Annotated in this window: 22 protein-coding genes; 7 read left to right on the top strand and 15 right to left on the bottom strand. The window is 61.4% G+C overall.

Annotation, left to right across the window (positions count from 1 at the left end):
* Window positions 1-70: 70 nt before the first annotated feature.
* The 8 genes from BLU24_RS18640 to BLU24_RS18605 form a co-directional block, all read right to left on the bottom strand.
* Window positions 71-940, bottom strand: a complete 870-nt coding sequence (locus tag BLU24_RS18640; RefSeq protein WP_093102613.1) for an isocitrate lyase/PEP mutase family protein — start codon at window positions 938-940, stop codon at window positions 71-73.
* 165 nt (window positions 941-1105) lie between these two features.
* On the bottom strand, window positions 1106-2140 hold the full coding sequence (astA, locus tag BLU24_RS18635; RefSeq protein ID WP_093102610.1) for an arginine N-succinyltransferase: 1035 nt from the start codon (window positions 2138-2140) through the stop codon (window positions 1106-1108).
* A gap of 61 nt (window positions 2141-2201) precedes the next feature.
* On the bottom strand, window positions 2202-3218 hold the full coding sequence (locus BLU24_RS18630; RefSeq protein WP_093102607.1) for an arginine N-succinyltransferase: 1017 nt from the start codon (window positions 3216-3218) through the stop codon (window positions 2202-2204).
* Window positions 3219-3336: 118 nt separating this feature from the next.
* Window positions 3337-4686: an APC family permease gene (locus BLU24_RS18625; RefSeq protein ID WP_093102604.1), complete on the bottom strand. Its 1350-nt coding sequence runs from the start codon at window positions 4684-4686 to the stop codon at window positions 3337-3339.
* A gap of 92 nt (window positions 4687-4778) precedes the next feature.
* Window positions 4779-5531 carry an N-formylglutamate amidohydrolase gene (locus tag BLU24_RS18620; protein WP_093102601.1) on the bottom strand — a complete coding sequence of 251 codons (753 nt, stop codon included), beginning with the start codon at window positions 5529-5531 and terminating at the stop codon, window positions 4779-4781.
* A complete protein-coding gene (locus tag BLU24_RS18615) occupies window positions 5515-6846 on the bottom strand; it encodes a glutamine synthetase family protein (RefSeq protein ID WP_093102598.1) in 1332 nt (443 codons plus the stop codon). Before BLU24_RS18615 ends, BLU24_RS18620 begins: the two co-directional genes overlap by 17 nt.
* Window positions 6843-7487 carry an isochorismatase family cysteine hydrolase gene (locus BLU24_RS18610; RefSeq protein ID WP_093102596.1) on the bottom strand — a complete coding sequence of 215 codons (645 nt, stop codon included), beginning with the start codon at window positions 7485-7487 and terminating at the stop codon, window positions 6843-6845. Before BLU24_RS18610 ends, BLU24_RS18615 begins: the two co-directional genes overlap by 4 nt.
* A gap of 2 nt (window positions 7488-7489) precedes the next feature.
* On the bottom strand, window positions 7490-8344 hold the full coding sequence (locus tag BLU24_RS18605) for a MurR/RpiR family transcriptional regulator (RefSeq protein WP_090282752.1): 855 nt from the start codon (window positions 8342-8344) through the stop codon (window positions 7490-7492).
* Window positions 8345-8675: 331 nt separating this feature from the next.
* On the opposite strand from BLU24_RS18605, the gene BLU24_RS18600 reads away from it, so the two are divergent.
* Both BLU24_RS18600 and cobF read left to right on the top strand, forming a co-directional pair.
* Entirely contained in the window at window positions 8676-9245 is a 570-nt protein-coding gene (locus BLU24_RS18600; RefSeq protein ID WP_093102594.1) for a histidine phosphatase family protein, read from the top strand.
* Window positions 9245-10003, top strand: a complete 759-nt coding sequence (gene cobF, locus BLU24_RS18595; protein ID WP_093102592.1) for a precorrin-6A synthase (deacetylating) — start codon at window positions 9245-9247, stop codon at window positions 10001-10003. Before BLU24_RS18600 ends, cobF begins: the two co-directional genes overlap by 1 nt.
* A gap of 223 nt (window positions 10004-10226) precedes the next feature.
* Here the strand turns inward: cobF and BLU24_RS18590 are convergent, their stop codons facing one another.
* From BLU24_RS18590 to BLU24_RS18580, 3 genes are read right to left on the bottom strand one after another with little or no spacing between them, the layout of a single operon-like run.
* Complete coding sequence (locus tag BLU24_RS18590; RefSeq protein WP_093102590.1) at window positions 10227-11408, bottom strand: acetyl-CoA C-acetyltransferase; 1182 nt, start codon at window positions 11406-11408, stop codon at window positions 10227-10229.
* A gap of 11 nt (window positions 11409-11419) precedes the next feature.
* Entirely contained in the window at window positions 11420-12085 is a 666-nt protein-coding gene (locus tag BLU24_RS18585; RefSeq protein ID WP_039762320.1) for a CoA transferase subunit B, read from the bottom strand.
* A 24-nt stretch (window positions 12086-12109) separates the two neighbouring features.
* The gene (locus BLU24_RS18580) at window positions 12110-12808 is read right to left on the bottom strand and encodes a CoA transferase subunit A (protein WP_090282756.1); all 699 of its coding nucleotides are present in this window, start codon (window positions 12806-12808) and stop codon (window positions 12110-12112) included.
* 171 nt (window positions 12809-12979) lie between these two features.
* Between BLU24_RS18580 and BLU24_RS18575 the strand changes: the two genes are divergently transcribed.
* On the top strand, window positions 12980-13861 hold the full coding sequence (locus tag BLU24_RS18575) for a LysR family transcriptional regulator (protein WP_093102587.1): 882 nt from the start codon (window positions 12980-12982) through the stop codon (window positions 13859-13861).
* Window positions 13862-14111: 250 nt separating this feature from the next.
* On the opposite strand, the gene BLU24_RS18570 is transcribed toward BLU24_RS18575, so the two are convergent.
* Both BLU24_RS18570 and BLU24_RS18565 read right to left on the bottom strand, forming a co-directional pair.
* On the bottom strand, window positions 14112-14954 hold the full coding sequence (locus BLU24_RS18570; RefSeq protein ID WP_093102585.1) for an NAD-dependent protein deacetylase: 843 nt from the start codon (window positions 14952-14954) through the stop codon (window positions 14112-14114).
* Between the two features lie 52 nt (window positions 14955-15006).
* A complete protein-coding gene (locus tag BLU24_RS18565; RefSeq protein WP_093106841.1) occupies window positions 15007-16053 on the bottom strand; it encodes a class I SAM-dependent methyltransferase in 1047 nt (348 codons plus the stop codon).
* A gap of 323 nt (window positions 16054-16376) precedes the next feature.
* Between BLU24_RS18565 and BLU24_RS18560 the strand changes: the two genes are divergently transcribed.
* Together BLU24_RS18560 and BLU24_RS18555 are read left to right on the top strand one after the other, a co-directional pair.
* Complete coding sequence (locus BLU24_RS18560) at window positions 16377-17216, top strand: HvfB family MNIO-type RiPP peptide maturase (protein ID WP_093102583.1); 840 nt, start codon at window positions 16377-16379, stop codon at window positions 17214-17216.
* On the top strand, window positions 17209-17958 hold the full coding sequence (locus BLU24_RS18555) for an HvfC family RiPP maturation protein (RefSeq protein WP_093102581.1): 750 nt from the start codon (window positions 17209-17211) through the stop codon (window positions 17956-17958). The genes BLU24_RS18560 and BLU24_RS18555 overlap by 8 nt, the downstream gene beginning before the upstream one ends.
* Window positions 17959-18076: 118 nt before the next feature.
* On the opposite strand, the gene BLU24_RS18550 is transcribed toward BLU24_RS18555, so the two are convergent.
* Together BLU24_RS18550 and BLU24_RS18545 are read right to left on the bottom strand one after the other, a co-directional pair.
* On the bottom strand, window positions 18077-19384 hold the full coding sequence (locus BLU24_RS18550; protein ID WP_093102579.1) for an ATP-binding protein: 1308 nt from the start codon (window positions 19382-19384) through the stop codon (window positions 18077-18079).
* Window positions 19381-20121 carry a response regulator gene (locus BLU24_RS18545; RefSeq protein ID WP_090282763.1) on the bottom strand — a complete coding sequence of 247 codons (741 nt, stop codon included), beginning with the start codon at window positions 20119-20121 and terminating at the stop codon, window positions 19381-19383. Before BLU24_RS18545 ends, BLU24_RS18550 begins: the two co-directional genes overlap by 4 nt.
* Window positions 20122-20417: 296 nt before the next feature.
* On the opposite strand from BLU24_RS18545, the gene BLU24_RS18540 reads away from it, so the two are divergent.
* Together BLU24_RS18540 and BLU24_RS18535 are read left to right on the top strand one after the other, a co-directional pair.
* Window positions 20418-20681, top strand: a complete 264-nt coding sequence (locus tag BLU24_RS18540; RefSeq protein WP_093102576.1) for a DUF2790 domain-containing protein — start codon at window positions 20418-20420, stop codon at window positions 20679-20681.
* A gap of 30 nt (window positions 20682-20711) precedes the next feature.
* Window positions 20712-21134: a hypothetical protein gene (locus BLU24_RS18535; RefSeq protein ID WP_093102574.1), complete on the top strand. Its 423-nt coding sequence runs from the start codon at window positions 20712-20714 to the stop codon at window positions 21132-21134.
* The last annotated feature ends 29 nt before the right edge of the window (window positions 21135-21163 follow it).

The following is a 21163-nucleotide window of genomic DNA, read 5'->3' as shown; positions in this document are numbered from 1 at the left end:
CAGAGCCTCCCCCAATCGGTTCCCTCTCCCTCTGGGAGAGGGCCAGGGTGAGGGGCTGTTGTTTCGGGCATCACTCCTTGACGCTCATGTACTCCTTGGCCCAGAGAATGTATTCCTCCGGCTGGGTATACGTGTGGGTCAATTCCGTTGCGCTGAGATCGGCAGCCTGGGTGAAGATCTGCCGTTGCTCGCGCAGGCTGTCGTAAGTCGCTTTGATCGCCGCAAAGTAAGCACCGTGCCCGTCGATGGTCACGCGCACACCCAGCTCGGCCAGGCGTTTGTCATCGCGCAACGCTGGGTTGCCGTAGGTCACCAACATTAGAGGTACGGTGAGGTGCTCGGCGATCTGCTCGAGCTGATCGAAATCCTGTACGCCAACCATGCAGATGCCATCGGCGCCCGCCGCTTGGTATTGGCGGGTGCGGCTGATGATTTCCTGGTTCGGCAGAATGCCGGCATTGGTGCGGGCAATGATGGCCATTTCCGTGTCGACGCGGGCTTCCAGCGCCGCGCGGATCTTGCCGACGCCTTCGGCGACGGTGATCAGATCGGTGGATTTACGGCCGAATTGCGCTGGCAGGAGGGTATCTTCGATGGTCAGTGCAGCGACGCCGGCACGTTCCAGTTCGACGATGGTGCGCATCACATTCAGGGCGTTGCCGTAGCCGTGGTCGGCGTCGGCGATCACTGGCAATTGGGCTACGCGGCCGATACGGGTGGCTTGTTCGGCGAACTCGCTGAGGGTGATCAGGGCAAAGTCCGGGGCGCCGAGGACCTGCAACGAGGCCACGGAGCCGCCGAGAATCCCCACTTCAAAGCCGAGATCGGCGGCGATGCGCGCCGACATCGGATCAAACACCGAAGCCGTGTGGTAGCAGGTGTCGGAGGCCAGCAACTGACGGAAGTCACGGCGCAAATCTTGATGAGAAAGCCTGGTCATTCGAGTTCCACCAATACAAAGGAATGGAACGGCTTGAACAAATGTGTCAACGCCGAAGAATGAAAAGGCTATCACGCGAATGGGTCAATGATCATGACGAATTTGCGCAGGCAGCCTGCGGGACCTGCTGTTTGCTGAAAGGATTTACCCTGACGGTAGCAACGCTCAGGCCGCCACCGCCTGTTGCTGTTGATTTGGCAGCATGACGGCCCGTACCGAATTGCCCGGTTGCAGTTGCAGGCGTTTGGCGGTGAGGCGGTCGATCATCAGGCTGCTACCGACGCGGCGAGCATGGGCCACGGTGATGCGGCAGTTCTCCAGCCGGCGGTTGTGAATCAGCCACAAGGGTGCCTGTTCGTCCGGGCTGCCCAGGCTCAAGGTCAGTTCTGCGCTGTCGCGCACGGTGCGGATATTGTGCAGCGGTGCTTCGATCACCGGGCCTGCGTCGAAGATATCGATGTAGCCCTTGTGGGCGAAACCTTCAGCCTGGAGGATTTTCAGCGCCGGCTCGGTGTTCGGGTGCGCCTGACCGATGGCGGCCTGGGCGGCTTCGGTGAGCATGCAGGCGTACAGCGGCTGGCGCGGCATCAGCTCGGCGATGAAGGCTTTGTTGCCAAGCCCGGACAAGTAATCGGCATGGCTGAAATCCATCTGAAAAAAATGCCGACCGAGACTGTCCCAGAACGGCGAACAGCCTTGTTCGTCGGCGCTGCCGCGCAACTCGGCAATCATCTTTTCGCCGAACAGGTGCGGAAATTCCGCAGCGAACAGCAAGCGACCGAGCGATAGCAGGCGACCGTTGCTGCCGTGGCGCTGGTCATGACTCAGAAACAGCGAGCACAACTCCGACTGGCCAGTCAGTTCATTGTTGAGGAACAGGGTCGGGATCTGCCGTTGAATGCCCAGATCGGGCGCCGAACTGACCGTCACCCCGACCCGATAGTTGTACCAGGGCTCGCGCATGCCGACCGCCCCGGCCATCGCGCTGACGCCGACCACGCGCATGTCGTCGTCTTCGAGTACAAAGAGATAGTCGGCATCGGCGCGTTCGACCTGTTCGGCAAACGCCCGTTGCGCCCAGCGTACGCGATGAGTCAGGCGCTCTTCATTGGCCGGCAGGGTGGTGAACCCCGGGCCAGCCTGTTGCACCAGAGCCATCAGGGCGGGCAGATCGCTGACTTTCACCGGGCGGACAATCATCCTGTAACTCCTTCTGTGCGCCTGTTCGGGCGTTGTCGTTGAATGTGCAACCGGGCGGGATTCACAGGGCAATCAGCCGGATCGGGTTGCCATCGGTCACGTTCAGCGCCGCGCACATGGCTGGAGTGAGGGAAAGCGGTTGATCGGGGTGGTAGTCGAGTTCGGCGACGATGGCGCGGAAGCCGTGCAGCGCTTCGTTGCTCAGTAGAAAACGGCCACGCGCATCGATGTGCGCCTCTTGCCGCACGCTGGCGATCTGGCTGTGGGTGATCGATCGAATGTTGGCTGTACGCGCGTAAAGGGTCGGGCCAGCATCGAACAGATCGATGTAGCTGTTGGTCTCGAAGCCTTCTCGTTCGAGAATATCGAACGCCTCCTGACCATCCGGGTGGACGCGACCGATACAGTCCTGCGCCGCGGGCGGCAGCATTGGCACGTAAATCGGGTATTGCGGCATCAGTTCGGCGAGAAACCGCCGGCTCTGCAGGCCACACAAGCGTTCGGCCTCGGCGTACGGCAGGTCGAAGAAGTGCTTGCCCAGCGCATCCCAGAATGGCGAGTGCCCGCCCTCGTCGCTGTAACCAACGATTTCGGTGATCACCGCTTCGGCAAAGCGCGGCGCATGGGCAGCGATGAACAGCAGTCGTGCCCGTGACAGCAACTCGGAAAATGGCGTACGCACCAGCGCCGCGTCGATGTGGAAGCCGCGCAGCAACGTATGGTCGTTAAGATCGTGGCACAGCGACAGCGCCGGCACACCGTGCTCGATGTTCAGCTCACGCGACGCGCTGGTGAAATGGCGGTTGCGCAGGCTGTAGAAGGGCTCGTCGTGGCCGGCGGTGGCGAGAATTTCCGAGCAGCCGCGCAAGCGCTGGCTGTCGAGGTCTTCGAGCACGAAGCAATAACTCTCCGGGCCATGCACTGCCGCAGCGCTGGCAAACGAGGCGATGGACGCGGCAATTTTCTCGCGCAGGCGTTCGCTGTCGTCCGGCAGCGAGGTCACGCCCAGCAGGCTGTCGCGGGCCAATCGTTGTAGCTGGGGCAGGTCAGTCTGCTCGACCGGGCGTAAGACCAGCATGGATGTACTCCTGTATCAAAAGGTTCGGCGATGGCGCCGAACCTGACTATCACTGTCGGTTTCCACGCAATAAATCGGCAGTCGCCTGATTCGTTGTCAGACGCTGCTCTTTTTCTTGTCAGCCGTTACTCGGATCCGGTAGCGCGGTGCTGGCCCCGAGTTTGTTGAGGAAGAACAGGTAAACCAGACCCAGGGCAATCCAGATCAGGCCGAGTTTCTGCGCATCGACGCCCATGTTGTACATGATGGCCGCGACGATGATGAAACCGACCACCGGGCAGAGCAGATGACGCACGATCTGACCGGACTTCTGCCGACGCCAGTAGTAGTTGATCACAGTCAGGTGCAGCAGCATGAAACCGCTCAGTGCGCCGAAGTTGACGAGCGAGGTCAGGGTGTCGACCGAATTGATGAACAGGTAGCAGATCACCAGCGACAGCACGGCCACCAGATAAATGCTCAGGTACGGCGTGTTGTGTTTCGGGTGCACCTTGGCCAGCACTTTCGGCAACTTGCCATCGCGGGCCATGCCGAACAGCAGACGCGATACGGCGGCTTGCGAGGTGATGGCGACCGCCACGCCCCAGGCCAGCGCCGTGGCGACTGCGGTGAGGGTCGCGAGCCAGCTGCCGGCGGCGATTTCGGCAATTTCATAGAACGCGGTGTCGGCGGATTTGAAACCCATGCCCGCCGCCAGGTCGGTGGCAATCCAGGTTTGCGCGACGAAAATCACCCCCATCACCACCAAGGTGATCAGCGCTGCCTTGCCGACGCTCTTGCCGGGATCGCCCTTGATTTCTTCGGCGAGGGTAGAAATTGCGTCAAAGCCGAGGAACGACAGCACGGCAATCGACACTGCTTGCATCAGCAGGGCGAAATTGAAGGTTTCCGGATGATACAGCGGCGCCAGCGTCAGCTCGCCGTTGCCGCCGCCGTTGTGCAAGGCATTCCATGCGTAGAACAGGAAAATCCCCAGCACTACCAGTTGCGCGAGCAGGAAGACGATGTTCATCCGCGCGGTGAAGGTGATGCCGCGCAGGTTGACGAACGTCGCGCTGACCAGGAATGCCAGAATGAAGCCGACTTTCGGAATGTCGGGATACAAATGGTTTAACGCCATGGCCGCGTAAACGTAGAGCAGCGGCGGAATCAGCAGGTAATCCAGCAGCATCAGCCAGCCGGCGAGGAAGCCGACGTGTTGATTCAGGCCGCGTTGCGCATAGGAATACACCGAGCCGGCGATCGGAAAGGCCTTGGCCATGCTGCCGTAGCTCAGCGCGGTGAAGAGCATCGCCACCATGCCGATGATGTAGGCCAGTGGCACCATGCCCGGCGCCTCGGCGTTGACGTAGCCATACACACCGAACGGGGCGATGGGGATCATGAAGATCATCCCGTACACCACCAGGTCGGTCAGCGTCAGGCTACGTTTCAACTCTTGTTTGTAGCCGAATTGTTCAATTTCCATGAAGCCTACCTCCTTGTCAGCCAATCGGTCGTTTCAGTTGTTGTCGGTCCGTCGTTTACAGCGCCAGCGGTGTTTCTCTACAGCAACATCGATTACAGCAAGGGTGTGAGGTAACCGGCCCAGCGCGACACGGCTTCCGGGCTGCGCAACAAGTCGTTGCGCACCTCGATCAGCACCGAGTCGAGGCCACGGGCGTCGCCATGCACCGGCACGGTCATGTCGCCCAGCGGGTCGATGCGGTACGGCTGATTGCCGGCCACTTTCAGCGGATGCGCCTCGAGCCCGTCGAGCAGGCGCTGTGCATAGGCCTTGGCCTGGCCGAACAGCACGCCGACTTCCAGCGGTCGTGGCTGGCCGTAATACACCGGGGTGAAACTGTGAATGCCGACCACGCGTACAGGTTGCCCGCGGGCGATGCGTTCGTCGATCAACGTTTGCAAACGCGCGTGAAACGGCTTGAACAGCATCTGCCGACGATATTCACGAGTGGCTTCGTCGAGTTCGCGGTTTCCCGGCACCTGATAGATCTCGCTTTGCGCCGGAATGCTGTCCGCGGCGTGCCGTGGCCGGTTCAGGTCGATCAGCAGCCGCGAATAGTTGGCGCTCAGCAAGGTGGCGCCAAGTTGTTCGGAAAGCTGTTCGGCCAGTTGCAGAGCGCCAATGTCCCAGGCGATATGTTCCTGCGCGGCGGCATCATCCAGGCCCAGATTGTTCAGGGCTGCGGGGATATAGCGGCTGGCGTGTTCGCACACCAGAATCAACGGGTGTGTCGAATCCTCGCGGATCAGGTTGTAAGCCGGGCGGGTGTACAACCCGTGCTCGGTGGATTCAGTACAGGCGTGCATAGTGCTCACACAAGTCAGCGGGCGAGAGCTGTTCCGTCAGCGCCAGTTCCTCGGTTTTCAGGGCGTAATAGGTGTCGAGCAATGGCTTGGGCAGCCACTCGGTTAAAGCGGGGCTGCTGCGCAGGCATTCCAGCGCCTGCGCCAGCGAGGCGGGGAGGGCGACGATGCCCCGCGCCTTGCGTTGCTCGTCGTTGAGTGAATCGGGGATTTCATCGGTGATCGCGTTCAGCGCCAGACGCTGTTCGATGCCCAGCCTTCCGGCAATCAGCAACGCGGCCATGGCCAGATGCGGCGAAGCGGTGGCGTCCATCGCGCGGAATTCAACATTGAACTGCTGGGCGACGGACTTGCCGCCGAGGCTCACCGTTGGGCAGATGCGCAGCGCCGCTTCGCGATTCTGATGACCCAGACACGCGTAGGACGCGCTCCAGTGATGCGGCTGCAAGCGCTGGTAAGACACCGGCGTCGGCGCGGTAAACGCACACAGCGCCGGCAAATAATGCAGGATCCCCGCCGCCCAGTGCTGGCCAATGCTCGACAGGCCGTTGCTGGTGCCGGCGTCGTAAAGCATTGGCTGGCCTGCCAGATCGAGCAGACTCACATGCAAATGCACGCCGTTGCACACTGCGTCGGCCTTGGTTTTCGGCGCGAAGGTCAAGTCGAGGCCCAGTTGCCGGGCGATCTCGCGGCTGATCTCGCGCACGTTCACCGCACGATCGGCCGCCGCCACGCCGAGGGCCGGGCGACAGGTGATTTCGTACTGGTGCTTGCCGTACTCGGGCAAAAACATCTCCGGCTCGACCCCGCCGGCGCGCAAGGCACTGAGCAGCCAGCCGCCGAACTCGGCGCCCTGACGCTGGGCCTGGAGGGAAAACGCCAGATGCTCGGCGGACCCGGCGTGCAGATTGAATTCGTGTTCGAACGCCGCGTTGACCTGCAGGCCCAGTTCATCGCGATAACGCTCGATTTCATCACGCAGCAACGTGCGAGGACAGGCGCCCCACGGGCGGCCATCGGTTTCGCGAATGTCGCCGTGGATGAAATCCAGGGCCGGGGCATTGGCGTCCGGGCCATTGCTGACGATGACCCGGCTGCTCAAATCGGGGATCAGCCGCAAGTCACCGTACGCACCCCACGGATTGGTCGAGGCGATGATGTCCTGTGGCGTCAACGCGCTGTTGGCAGGCACCCAGCCGCATCCGGTGGCTTGATAATGCTCAAGTTCATCGGTGGGAAACGAGCGGCCACGGGTGATGCCGATCAGGTCAGTAGTGACCAGCGTGGTCAGCGGCAGCGGTGTCAGGCGCGTGCTCATGCCTGCATCTCCTGCAAGCGGCCAAGCACTGTGTCGGTGTCGGTGATCCAGCAGTAACCCTTGATCGCGTTGAGACAGGCGTGATGGCGTTCGGCGCTATAGGTGGCGCAGGCGTCCTCCACCAGCGTGACCAGATAACCGCGGTCAGCAGCGTCGCGCACGGCCATGTCGACGCATTGGTCAGTGACGATGCCGGCGATGATCAAATGGCGGGTTTCGAGGTTGCGCAGGACGTAGTCGATGTTGGTCGAATTGAACACGCCGGAGGAGGTTTTCGGCAGGACGATTTCGTTTTCCGCCGGGGTCAGTTCAGCAATGATCTGCGCCTGCGCGCTGCCTTTGGGCAGGTGCATGTCTGACAGTTTGTGATCGAGCGAACGGTCGCGGCCGTCGGCGGTCAGGCTTTCGATGATCGTGTGCAGGACGTTCTGCCGGGCCTGCCGAAACGCTGCGAGCAAGCGTTGCTGGTTTGGCACTACCTGGGTGCGTGCGCGACTGAGGAAATACTCGGCATCAGGCCCCGTCAGGTGAGCATCGAACTGCGGTTCGAGCCAGGCACGCTGCATGTCCACCAGCAACAGCGCGGTGTGGTCGCTGGCATACGGCAAGTCACGCGGCGAGCGGTGGGGAAGGCTGAACATCCTTATTTATCCTCCAGCAAATGGGTGTTGAAGTCGTTGCGCAGGGCATCGATGCCTTCCAGGCGATCGGCGAGATTCTCGGTGCGCAACGTCAGACAGGCGATCAGCGCCTCGACCTGCGCCAGCGCCGGGACCATGGTGTCGAACGGCGAGGCCGACTCGACTGGGGCGCTGATGATCAGGTCAGCCAGCTCGCGCAGCGGCGAGGCATATATATCGGTGAACAACACCACCCGGGCATTGGTGTTTTTCGCGGCACTGGCGACGCGCAACGCCTGGGTCTGGTAGCGGCGATAGTCGAACAGCAGCACCACGTCCTGGCGTTGCAGATCGAACAGCCGATCAGGCAGTTGCGCGTTGTCCTCCAGCGCAAAGCAACCGGGGCGCAACAGCCGCAAGTGGTTGAGCAGATAAGTGGCCATCAGGCTGCTGAAGCGTCCGCCAAAGCAGTACACCTGATGACGCGCATCGAGCAGCCAGTCGGTAAGGATGCGCACGTCTTCCGGTTGCGTCAGCGACTGGGTCTCCACCAGCAGACGATGGCTGTCGCCCAGGTAGTGGCTCCAGGCGTCGTCCTTGTGTTGCTGGGCGCGTGGTTGCAACAGCGTGCGCGGCGAGCGCAGGCGATGGTCCATGTCGCTGAGCAGGGCGTCCTGAAATTCGGCATAACCGCCGAAACCGAGTTTTTTCACCAGACGTACGATGGTCGGATCACTGACACCCGCGTGTTCGGCCAGCCGCGCCATCGGGCCCAGGCCATTGCGCGGGTACTGATCGAGCAAGGCGCGAACGACTTTGCGCTCGGACGGCGTAAGATCCAGGCCGGGCTCGGTGATCAGGTCTCTGAGAGGGGGCATCCGGGCTCCTGCTGGATGAGGGGTGTTGAATCTGCTTCATAATCCGTTAAAACAGTATTTATGTAAGTGGCGCTACATGTCTAGCGAATTTTTCGGCGTGTTTAAACGGCACCAAAACAGGGCGAGACGCCCGTGTAACAAGGGCTTCACGAATGTCGACTGGTCTTGTAGTCCATTGCCCATGCCGGCGTCAGAAGTTGCCTTATGGGAATTCATTCCAGTTGGCCGCCGATGATCTGGCATCCACCCGGCAGCCCCGGTTTACGGCACAATTGCTGCCGGTTCAGAACCATGCCCTTGATTGCAGCAGTGACCGACCGGAGCGCTTCCCGTGCAGACAACGCGTTTGACATTGATGTGCCATGCACGAACCGTCGCACAGAAACTGGCGTGTTTTCCTACGAATGAGCCTGTTGAAAACACCGGGCTGGCGCCGACTGCACTGATTGCGCGTTTCAATACTGCGCCGCGTTTGCTCTGCGCGCCGGAATTGCGCACGCGCCAGACGGCGGCGTGGTTTGGTGCGGATGCGCAAATCGACGAAGCGCTGCGCGATTGTGATTGGGGGCACTGGAGTGGCGTATCGATCAAGGATCTGCAACGCAGCGAAGAGGCAGCCCTGAACAGCTGGCTGCGCGACACCCATGCGGCGCCGCATGGCGGCGAGTCGGTAGCACAACTCTGTAAGCGGGTGGCGGGATGGCTGGCCAGTGTGCAAGCGACTCCGGGTCATGTGCTGGCGGTGACTCATCCGTTTGTCATTCGCGCAGCGCTGACCGAAGTCATGCGCGGGTCGGCGTTTCATGACATCGATGTCGAACCGTTGTCGACGGTTGAATTGCGTTTTAGCGGCCGCTGGCGCTTGCTACTACCCGGCCTGGCGGTGGCAGGAGTTTGCTGATGAAACAATTGCTGGTGATCGGCATCGGTGCCGGAAATCCCGACTACATCACGATGCAGGCGGTCAAAGCGCTGAATCGGGTGGACGTGTTCTTTCTGATGGACAAAGGCCCGCGCAAGGACAAGCTGATCGATTTGCGCCGGGAAATCTGCGCGCAATACATCAGCGACGACCGCGATTATCGTTTCGTCGAAGCCCACAGCCCTGAGCGCGAGCGCGATGCAGTCGACTACACGGCCAGTGTCGATCACCTGAACAGAGCCAAGCAGCGCACCTTTCAACGGCTGATCAATGACGAATTGTCTGACGGCCAATGCGGCGGTTTTCTGGTTTGGGGCGACCCGGCGTTGTACGACAGCACGGTGCGCATTCTTCAGGCGATATTGGCGTCGGGTGCGTGCGCCTTTGAATTTCAAGTAATCCCCGGCATCACCAGCGTTCAGGCACTCGCGGCGCAGCACAAGCTGCCGCTGAACACGATTGGCCGCTCCATTGAAATCACCACCGGACGGCGTCTGGCGGCGGGGCAGGTGAGTAACACGGACAGTCTGGTGGTGATGCTCGATGCCGAGGATGCTTATCAGCGCGTGGCCGATGCGCAAACAGAGATCTATTGGGGCGCCTATCTGGGCACGCCGGACGAGATCCTGATCAGCGGGCGGCTGGCGGACGTGGCAGATGAGATCGAAAGGGTGCGCAAGGCGGCGCGGGCGGAGCATGGGTGGATCATGGATACGTATTTGTTGCGCAAACCTTAGGTGGGTGGTGTCTGAGCTGGCCTTATCGCGAGCAGGCTCACTCCTACACTTGATCGGGTTTGCAATTCCAATGTAGGAGTGAGCCTGCTCGCGATAGGGGCCAGAACAGCCAAACACGTTTTGGACAGGCAAAAAAACACCCGGTGCAACGCAAGTCACACCGGGTTTTTGTTGCCGGCAAACAGCGAATGTCGTGGATCCGTCGCCTGCCGCGAGCTCGTTTTCAGCCGCGTTCCAGCGCCAACGCCACGCCCTGGCCGCCGCCGATGCACAAGGTCGCCAGACCTTTTTTCGCATCACGCTTGAGCATTTCGTGGAGCAGGGTCACCAGTACCCGGCAGCCCGACGCACCAATCGGGTGACCCAGCGCAATGGCGCCGCCGTTGACGTTGACCTTGTCCAGATCCCATTGCAGATCCTTGGCCACCGCCAGCGATTGTGCGGCAAAGGCTTCGTTGGCCTCTATCAACTCGAGCTGCTCGATGCTCCAGCCAGCCTTTTCCAGGCAGCGGCGGGTCGCCGACACCGGGCCGATGCCCATGATCGCCGGGTCGACGCCAGCATTGGCGTAAGCGGCGATTTTTGCCAGCACCGGCAGGCCGAGGGCCTTGGCTTTTTCGGCACTCATCAGAATCACCGCCGCCGCGCCGTCGTTCAGCGACGAAGCGTTGCCCGCGGTGACGCTGCCGTCCTTTTTGAACGCCGCGCGCAGTTTCGCCAGGGATTCGGCGGTGGTGTCGCCGCGTGGCTGTTCGTCGACTTTGAACGCGAGCGGATCGCCTTTGCGCTGCGGAATCAGGATCGGGGTGATCTCGTCGACAAAACGACCCGCCTCGATGGCCGCGGCCGCTTTCTGTTGCGACGCGGCTGCGAAGGCGTCTTGCTGTTCACGAGTGATCTGGTATTTATCGACCAGGTTTTCGGCAGTGATGCCCATGTGGTAGTCGTTGAACGCGTCCCACAGGCCGTCGCTGATCATGGTGTCGACGATTTGCGCGTGGCCCATGCGCAGACCGGTGCGCGCGCCTGGCATCACATAGTTGGACAGGCTCATGTTTTCCTGCCCGCCAGCGATGATCACTTCGGCGTCGCCACAACGGATTGCCTGTGCGCCGAGGTGCAGGGCTTTCAGGCCCGAGCCGCAGACCTTGTTCAGGGTCATTGCCGGCACTGCGTGGGGCAGGCCGGCCTTGATCGCGGCCTGACGCGCCGGGTTCTGGCCGGCGCCGGCGGTGAGCACCTGGCCCATGATCACTTCATCGACCTGGGCACCGTCCAGACCGGTCTGCGCGAGCAACTGGCGGATCACCGCCGCGCCTAGATCGACTGCGGACACGCTGGCCAGCGAGCCTTGAAAACTGCCGATCGCGGTACGCGTGGCGGCAACAATGACGACGTCTTGCATTTTCGAATTCCTCACTCGGCAGCGAACTGCATTTCCGGTACGTGATCCGGGACGATCAGTTTACCAGCGGTTTTGGCGACGATTTCCTCGACGCTGACGCCAGGTGCGCGTTCCTTGAGGACAAAAGCGCCATTTTCGATTTCCAGGTAGGCAAGGTCAGTCAGCACACGCTTGATGCAACCGGCGCCAGTCAGCGGCAGGCTGCATTTGGCCAACAGCTTCGACTCACCGTCCTTCGATGCGTGGGTCATGATCACGATGATGTTGTCGGCGCCGGCCACCAGGTCCATCGCGCCGCCCATGCCCTTGACCAGTTTGCCGGGGATCATCCACGAAGCGATGTTGCCTTCGACATCGACTTCGAACGCGCCGAGCACGGTCAGATCGACATGGCCACCGCGGATCATCGCGAAGGATTCGGCGGAGTTGAAGATCGACGCGCCGATTCGCGCAGTCACCGTTTGTTTACCGGCGTTGATCATGTCGGCATCGATGGTTTCTTCGGTAGGAAAAGGCCCCATGCCGAGCAGGCCGTTTTCCGACTGCAGCATGACTTCCATGCCTTCGGGAATGTAGTTGGCGACCAGGGTCGGAATGCCGATGCCGAGGTTCACGTAGTAGCCGTCCTGCATTTCGCGGGCGACGCGCTGAGCCATTTGTTCGCGGGTAAGTGCCATGGTTTTATTCTCCGTCAGCCTGAATTATTTGCGGATGGTGCGCTGTTCGATGCGTTTTTCGAACGTGCCGCAAATGACCCGATCGACGTAGATGCCCGGGGTGTGGATCTGCGTGGGGTCGAGTTCGCCGGGTTCGACGATTTCTTCGACCTCGACCACCGTAATCTTGCCGGCAGTCGCCGCCAGCGGGTTGAAGTTCTGCGCGGTGTGACGGTAGACGACGTTACCGAAGTGGTCGGCTTTCCAGCCTTTGACGATAGCGAAGTCGCCGGTGATGGATTCTTCCATCAGGTATTTGCGCCCGTTGAACTCGCGCACTTCCTTGCCTTCGGCGACCGGCGTGCCGACGCCGGTGGCGGTGAAGAACGCCGGAATGCCAGCACCGCCGGCGCGCATCTTCTCGGCGAGGGTGCCTTGCGGGGTCAGGATGACTTCGATTTCGCCTTTAAGCAGTTGCTCTTCGAACAGCTTGTTTTCGCCAACGTAGGAGGCGATGACTTTGCTGATCTGGCGGTCGGACAGCAGCACGCCGAGGCCGAAGCCGTCGACGCCGCAGTTGTTGGAAACGACGGTGAGGTCGCGGGTCCCTTTGCGCTTGATCTCGGCGATCAGGTTCTCCGGAATGCCACACAGGCCGAAGCCGCCGGCGATGACGGTCATGCCGTCCTCAAGCCCGGCCAGGGCTTCCTCGTAGGAACTCACGCGCTTGTCGAAACCTGCCATATGCACCTCTTTTATTATTTGCGGGCGGCTGGCTAGCCGAATGACTGGAGTGTCGCGCCGCAGGATATATTTGTTAAGTTGATTTTTAAGGTTGATTGATTGATAAAGCTCAATAGTCGCGTTATGGCTTGCCGCTTAACGCTTGTAGCTTACAACTGGAGCGCATCGACCATGACCATCAAACAGATCCGTGCCTTTCTCGCCGTGGCTCAGAGCCTGAGTTTCGCCGTGGCCTGCGAGCGTTTGCACCTGTCGCAATCGGCGTTGAGCCTGACCATCAAGGCGCTGGAGGAGGGCCTGGGTGGCCGTTTGTTCAGCCGCAACACGCGTAATGTGGCGCTGACTGCTGAAGGCGAGTCGCTGCTGCCACTGGCCCGGCGCCTGATTGCCGATTGGGACAACGCCGAAGACGAGATGCGCCAGCGCTTCAGCCTGCAACGCGGGCGGGTGACGCTGGCGGCGATGCCGTCGTTTGCCGGCAACCTGCTGCCGCCGATCCTGAAAACCTTCCGCGCGCGTTATCCGAACGTCAACGTCACGGTAAACGACGTGATCAATGAGCAAGTGCTGGAAATGGTCCGTGACCGCCAGGTTGAACTGGGCGTGGCGTTTGAGCCGATGCAGAGCACGTCGCTGACGTTCACCCCTTTGTACATCGATCGCTTCGTTGCCGTGGTGCCGAAGGATTCAATCCTGGCCCAACGCACCGAGATCGACTGGCAGACGTTATTGCAGGAACCGTTCATCACCTTGCAGCGGCCATCGACGGTACGGGTGATGCTGGAGGAGCATTTGCAGGCGCGGGGCAAGAAGTTGCCGGTGGAATTCGAGAGCCATCAATTGGCGACGGTCGGGCGCATGGTCGCCAGCGGGCTGGGCGTCAGCGCGGTGCCAGCGTTGTGCGCTGAACAGATGCAGGAACTCGGCGCTCAGTGCCTGACGCTGGATGATTCGGTGGAACGCGCTATCGGCGTGCTGACTGAACCGGGCAATGAACTGTCGGCGGCGGCGCAGGCGTTGTTTGATATTTTCAAGGCTGAAGATCTCGCGTGACAGTGAGATCTTTCCCTCACCCCAGCCCTCTCCCGGAGGGAGAGGGATCCGATCGAGTCGTCTCGCGTCCTGCATCGATCTGCAAAACCGAGTCGATTACGGATCCATGTTGTACGTTTTCCAATTGCGGATTCCCAGCAAGACGTCCATGTCGCAACAGCACTCGAACATCCCCGGATCGGTCCCCTCTCCCTCGGGAGAGGGCTAGGGTGAGGGGGGCGGTTTCAAGTCGAACACCCAATCCAGAAGCTCACCGCTCCAGCGCCAACGCCAACAAAGGCAACAACCGCTCACACGAAGCCTCGATCTTCAAATCCAGCAACTCATCCGCCCGGGTCTTGCCCAGGTTGATCGCAATCAGCGGCCGGCCACGATCGGCCATCACCCGGCACAAACGAAACGCCGAGTAAGCCATCAACGAAGACCCGACCACCAGCATGCCCCCGGCAGTTTCCGCGGCGTTCATCGCCCGTGCCGCCGTGTGCTGCGCGACGTTTTCACCGAAAAACACCACGTCCGGCTTCATCCGTTCACCCGCGCAATGCGGGCAGTGGGGTACCTGAAAGCGTGCTTCGAAGGCGGGGTCGAGCAAGGTGTCGCCATCAGGCGCCTGCACCGCATCGACGCCGGCCAGATAGGGATTTTGCTGCTCCATCAACTGCTGAATCGCATCGCGCTCACTGCGTTGGCCGCAGTCCAGGCACAGCACCCGATGCAGGCTACCGTGCAGTTCGATCACATCATGACTGCCGGCCTGATCGTGCAGGGTGTCGACATTCTGCGTGATCAAGTCGCTGATCAACCCTTGGCGCTGCAAACCGGCGAGGGCCTCGTGCGCTGCATTCGGCCGCGCCTGGCGCACTCGCGGCCAGCCAAGCATCGCCCGCGCCCAATAACGTCGGCGTGATTCCGGGGCGGCAAGAAACTCCTGATACATCATCGGCTGCCGGCCACGCCTTACTCCTTCGCTGTCGCGGTAGTCGGGAATGCCCGACGGGGTGCTGATGCCGGCGCCGGTCAGCACCAGAAAATCGCCATCGGCCATCAGTTGTTGCAGGGTGTCGAGGTGTTCGCGGGTCGGGCTGTCGAGCATGGTCAGCGCTCCGGAGAAGACGATGCCAGCAGGTTAGCACGACCCGCGCGGGTTACTTGCGCGCCTCCAGAATCAGGTTGAACGGTGTCTGGCTGGCACGGCGGAATTGCTTGAACCCGGCTTCAGTGAAGACCTTGCGCAAGCGCATTTCCCCCGCCTGCGCACCGAGGCCCAGGCCGACTTCCTGCGACAGCGAGTTCGGCGTGCAGATAAAGGTCGACGCCGCATAAAACAGCCGCCCGACCGGATTGATATTGTCGTCCAGCGTGTCGTTGGCGAACGGCTCGACCAGCAATACCGTGCCGTCATCCTTCAGCGCTGCATGGGCGTGACGCGCGGCGCCGACCGGGTCGCCCATGTCGTGCAGGCAGTCGAAATAGCAGATCAGGTCGTAGTCATCGCCGGGGTAGCCTTTGGCCGAACCCTGAAAGAACTTCGCCCGGCTGCTGACGCCGCCTTCCTCGGCGCGCTGGGTGGCGACGCTGATGGATGGCGCGTGATAGTCGTAGCCGACGAAACGCGAGTTGGGAAACGCTTGCGCCATGATCACCGTCGAGGCGCCGTGACCGCAGCCGATGTCGGCGACTTTCGCGCCTTCTTCCAGCTTGGCCACCACGCCGTCCAGCGCCGGCAACCATTCTGCGATCAGATGGCCCTTGTAACCCGGACGAAAGAAACGTTCGGTGCCGCTGAACATGCACGGGTGATGATCGCCCCAGGGCAGGGCGCCATTGCCGCGCATGGCTTTGACCAGTTTGTCCTTGTCATGGAAAAACGACGCCACGACGCCGAGCCCGCCAGCCACGTAAACCGGCGAATCTTCTACAGCCAGGGCCAGCGCCTGTTCTTCCGGCAGGCGGAACTGTCCGTCCTGATGCTCCATGTAACCGGATGCCGCATGGGCGCTGAGCCATTCGCGGACGAGCCGGGGATTGCAGGTGGTTTTTGCGGCAAGGGCATCGGCACTGATCGGCTGACTGTCGGCCATCGCCCGGTACAGCCCGAGTTCTTCGCCGACGATGACATTGGCCAGCATCGCCGCGCCGCCCATGTCGCTGACCAGTTTGCCCATGAATTGGTTGAGCTTCGCCTCGTCCATCATGTGTGCTCCTGAAAACAGGATCACAGTCCGGCGGCGTCGAAGGTCGAGGCGTGCGCCACCGGGCGGTGGTCGCGGAAACGGGCAGGGCACGACTGAAGTCCTGCGTCCCCCTCGACTGGGTAATGAAACAGTCTAGCTGCCGTCCGGGCGTAATGCCGACTTTGTGAACAATGAAAAACCCTGTGGGAGCGGCGGGGCTGTATCGCTGTGTATCCCGGACACCAGTAGATACACACGCTTGCAAACCTGCGGTCCGTTGCACACAGCGGCGATACAGCCGGCGCTTCAACTGGGTAAAACCCACTTCAGAGGCATTCCCCGTGCAAACGCCGTTTTCATCACTGCCACCCAGCGTCGGCCTCGGCCTGCGCCGTGGTCTGCTCAACGATCTGCGAAACGCCCGCCCGGGCGATTTTGACTTTCTCGAAGTTGCGCCGGAAAACTGGATCGGCGTTGGCGGGGCGCATGGCGCGGCGCTGGGCGAACTGGCCGAGCGTTATCCGTTGTCCTGCCACGGCTTGTCGCTGTCGCTCGGTGGTCCGGCGCCGCTGGATGTCGGTTTCCTGCAGGAAGTGCGGGTGTTTCTCGACCATTACAACGTGCCACTGTACAGCGAACACTTGAGCTACTGCAGCGATGACGGTCACCTTTATGACCTGCTGCCGCTGCCCTTTACCGAAGAAGCGGTGTATCACGTCGCCGCGCGCATCCGTCAGGCGCAGGACATCCTCGGCCGGCGTCTGGCGGTGGAAAACGTCTCTTATTACGCCGCCCCGCGCCAGGACATGGACGAAGTAACCTTCACCAACGCCGTGTTGCGCGAGGCCGATTGCGATCTGCTGCTGGACGTGAATAACGTCTACGTCAACTCGGTCAATCACGGCTTCGATCCGCAGGCGTTTCTTGCGGGCATCGAGCCGGGGCGGGTAGTGGGCATGCACGTCGCGGGGCATTTCGATGAGTCCGACACGCTGAAAATCGACACCCACGGTGCCTCGGTCAAACCCGTTGTGTGGATATTACTGGCGCAGGCCTATTCGCGGTTTGGAGCCCAGCCGACCTTGCTGGAGCGGGATTTCAACTTTCCGGCGTTTGCCGAACTGGTTGCCGAGTTGCAGACCATTCGCCACCTGCAAGCAGGAGGGTGCCTGCATGGATAACCTGCAACGGCAACAACAGGCGCTGACCCACTACCTGCGTGATCCCGAACAGCAGACGCCGCCCAGCGATATGAACGCGGCACGGGTCGAGGTTTATCGTGAGCTGGTGTTCAACAACCTGTCGCAGTTGTTGAGCGCGACCTTCCCGGTGCTGATCCGGATCATCGGTGAACCACGCTGGCGCTTGCTGGTGCGTGGCTTTTTACGTGACTGGCGCGCGCAGACACCGAAGTTCGCTGAGATCGCCGGAGAGTTTGTCGATTATCTGGCGGCGCAACCGCAGGTTTTGCAACAAGGGCAGTGGCCGGCGTTTTTGCTGGAACTGGCGCATTACGAGTGGGTGGAGATGGTTCTGCAGCAATCAGAAGCGCCCGTGTTGCCGCTGACGGATCCGGCACTGTTGCTGCACCGCCCGTTGCAGGTTTCGGCATTGGCCTGGCCGTTGGCCTATGTCTGGCCGGTGCATGAACTTGACCCGCACAACCAGCCCGATGCGCCACCGGCGCAACCGACCCTGTTGCTGGTGCGGCGCACGGAGGATTTCAGCGTGAAGTTTTCCCTGCTGAGTCCGTTGGCCTTGCGCTTGTTGCAGCGCATTGGCGAGTTTGCGGCGCTGACGGGCCTTGAGCATTTGCAGGGTCTGGCACAGGAGGCCGGGCAAGCGGCCAGTGACGCGTTCGTCGACGACGGCCTGGCGTTGCTGCGACAGCTGCATGCGGATCGGGTGGTTGGCACCACTTGAGTGAAACACAAGTCATTGTAGGAGTGAGCCTGCTCGCGATAGCGGTGTGTCAGCCAATGCAAATATGTCTGACCGACCGCCATCGCGAGCAGGCTCACTCCTACAATTATGTGTGCGCTTATTGGTTGATGGGCAACTCGAGTTCAGCACACAGGCCACCACCTTCACGGTTACTCAAGGTCAGCGTGCCGCCCAGCGCCATCGCCAGTTGCTGAGCAATGGCCAGGCCCAGACCCGTACCCCCGGTATCGCGATTACGCGAATTCTCTACCCGGTAAAACGGCTGCAGCACCTGCGCCAGTTCGGCTTCGGCGATGCCCGGGCCGCGGTCGAGTACGCTGATCGACAGACTGGCGCCGTCCGCCGCGACGTGGACTTCAGCAGCGCCGGCGAACTTCAGGGCATTGTCGGTGAGGTTCACCAGCACCCGGCGCAAGGCGTGCGGGCGGGTGTCGATGACCGCTGCGCTGTGGCCGACCAGTTGCACCTGCTTGCCCATGTCCTGATAGTCGAACACCAGGCTTTCGAGGAAGGAATCCATGTTGGTGCGCCGGCTCTCTTCGGTCGAACCGTGGACGCTGCGCGCATAGGCCACGCCTTCGCGCACCAGATGCTCCATCTCGCTGAGGTCGTTGCACAGTTTGTCTTTCTCGGCGCAGTCGTCCATGAACTCGGCGCGCAATTTCATTCGGGTGATCGGCGTTTGCAGGTCGTGGGAAATCGCTGCCAGCAATTGCATGCGTTCTTTCAGGTAGGCGGCGATGCGCGCCTGCATGGTGTTGAAGGCACGCGCCGCGTAAACCACTTCGTTCGGACCTGATTCGTCAAGTTTGATCGGCTGAGCGTTGGGGTCGAGGGTTTCCACGGCGTTGGCCAGGCGGGTCAGCGGGCGGATCGCGATGCGCACCGCCAGCCAGGTGCAGGCGATCATCAACGCCAACTGGCCGAGCAGCACCCCCGGCAACCACGGCGACAGCGGGGCCATGGCCGGGCGCACGTCGATGGTCAGCGGGCTGCCGTCGCTCAGACGCAGGTGGCCCTGAAAGTGTTGGCGTGGCCCGGGTATGTCGGTGAAGGTCAGCGGATAGCGCTCACCGATGGCTTCGGTGATCGAAGTCACCGCCACTGGCACATCATGGGCATCGATCGGCGTGCCCGGATCGCCCTCGCTCAGCAGGTAACCGTAATTCTGGCGCGCCAGACGGGTGAGCCACGCCGGACGTTCTTCGACAGGCAGGCGATCAAGGATTGCAACCGAGGTGGAAACGTCGGTTTCCAGGTTGCCCAGCATGGTGTTCTTCGCGCTTTCGTAGCGCTCGTAATACTGCGCGCCAAACGACAGCGCCTGGGCGAGGATCAGCCCGATCAGGAAAATCAGCGACAGGCGCGACGCGAGGGTGCGTGGCCAGTGCAGCTTCAGGGTCATGCGGGTGCCCCGAGAATCTCCACCGGCAACGAAAACACATAACCCTCGCTGCGCACGGTCTTGATATACGCCGGTTCGCGCGCGTCATCGAGCAGGCGCTGGCGCAGGCGGCTGACCAGCAGATCGATCGAGCGGTCGAACAGGTCGGCATCGCGGCCCTGGGTCAGGTTGAGTAACTGATCGCGGCTGAGCACTCGTTGCGGATGATCGAGGAACACCCGCAACAAGCGATACTCGGCGCCGCTGAGGGCGACCATGGTGCCGTCGGTGTCCAGCAGGTGCCGGGCCGAGGTGTCCAGTTGCCAACGGCCAAAGGCGAGCAGCCGACCTGCTTCAGTGACCACCAGATTCGGCGGCAACATGCGCGTGCGGCGCAGGACGGCGTTGATCCGCGCCAGCAATTCCCGGGCGGCGAACGGTTTGGTCAAGTAGTCGTCGGCGCCCATTTCCAGACCGATGATGCGGTCGGTTTCATCGTTGCGCGCGGTCAGCATCAACACCGGCGTGGCTTTGTGTTTGCCCACGCGCAACTCCCGGCACAGCTGCAGGCCATCGTCGCCGGGCATCATGATGTCGAGCACGATCAGGTCGACAGTGTTGGCTTCGAGGAAGCTGCGCATCTGCCGGCCATCGGCGACGACTGTCGTGCGCAGACCGTTTTTCTTCAGGTAGTTGCCCACCAGCTCACGTATCTCGCGGTCGTCGTCGACGATGAGAATGTGATCGACATGTTCCATGGGTTCAAGCCTCTCGGAAAGGGAATGCCATGCAGTCTATAGCGCCTGCATCGGCGCGCCTGCCAGCCTTTGTATTGCAGTGTATCTGCCGTGTCGACAGATACACGGATACGCAAAAACAGGATTTTTCCGCGGTTTTGTATCGCTCTGTATCGCGCGGTGGCAGGGATACACAGCGAATGAAACGCGCCTGTTCCTGACACAGACGCGATACCTCGCAGGCTTTAAATAGGTTCCATCGAGGCAAATGCAGAACGCCTCGGCCCAAACCCAATGAAGCCTTGAGGAGTACCGCCATGAACAACAAATCCGTAGTCGCCGCCTGCCTGTTTGCCGCTTTGAACATCTGCACCCTGTCGGCCCGCGCCGAAGCGGCTGCCGCCCCGCAAACCTACACCTACGGCACCCACCTGGATATCCACAAAGTGATCTCGCTGGAGCAGGACAACTCGGTGGCCTGCGGCATCGTTGAAGCGCGCATGACTTACCTCGATTCGGCCGGCACCACCCGCGTACTCGATTACAGCAAATTCGCTGACAGCTGCAACAACGACAACTGATCAATCACTCATTTTCGAAAGGTAAACATCATGAACAACGTATCGCGCTTTCTGACTGCCATCGCTTTCTCCCTGGCCGGCGTAGCCGCCCATGCCAACGCTGCGGTTGAACAGCCTGGCTGCCACAGCAGCACCTGTTTCCAGCTCGCCCCGGTGGCCAGGCAAGGCACCGACGGCTTGCTCGCCGCGGACGGCGCCAGCCGCACACCGCAAGGCCAGATGTTCGCCGCGGACGGTTCCAGTCGCACACCGCTGGGCCAGATGTTTGCTGCGGACGGTTCGAGTCGCACGCCGCTGGGCCAGATGTTTGCTGCGGACGGTCCGAGTCGCACGCCGCTGGGCCAGATGTTCGCTGCGGACGGTTCGAGCCGCACACCGCTGGGCCAGATGTTCGCCGAGAACGGCGCCAGCCGCACGCCACAGGGTCAATGGCTGCAAAGCCAGAGCGCCTGATTGCTCATCACCGTCATATAGAAAAGGTG

The organism is Pseudomonas sp. Z003-0.4C(8344-21) (genome assembly GCF_900104975.1).
Taxonomy (GTDB): Bacteria; Pseudomonadota; Gammaproteobacteria; order Pseudomonadales; family Pseudomonadaceae; genus Aquipseudomonas; species Aquipseudomonas granadensis.
The sequence above is the reverse complement of the archived record's forward strand: the minus strand, read 5'-3'. Positions and strand labels throughout refer to the sequence as shown.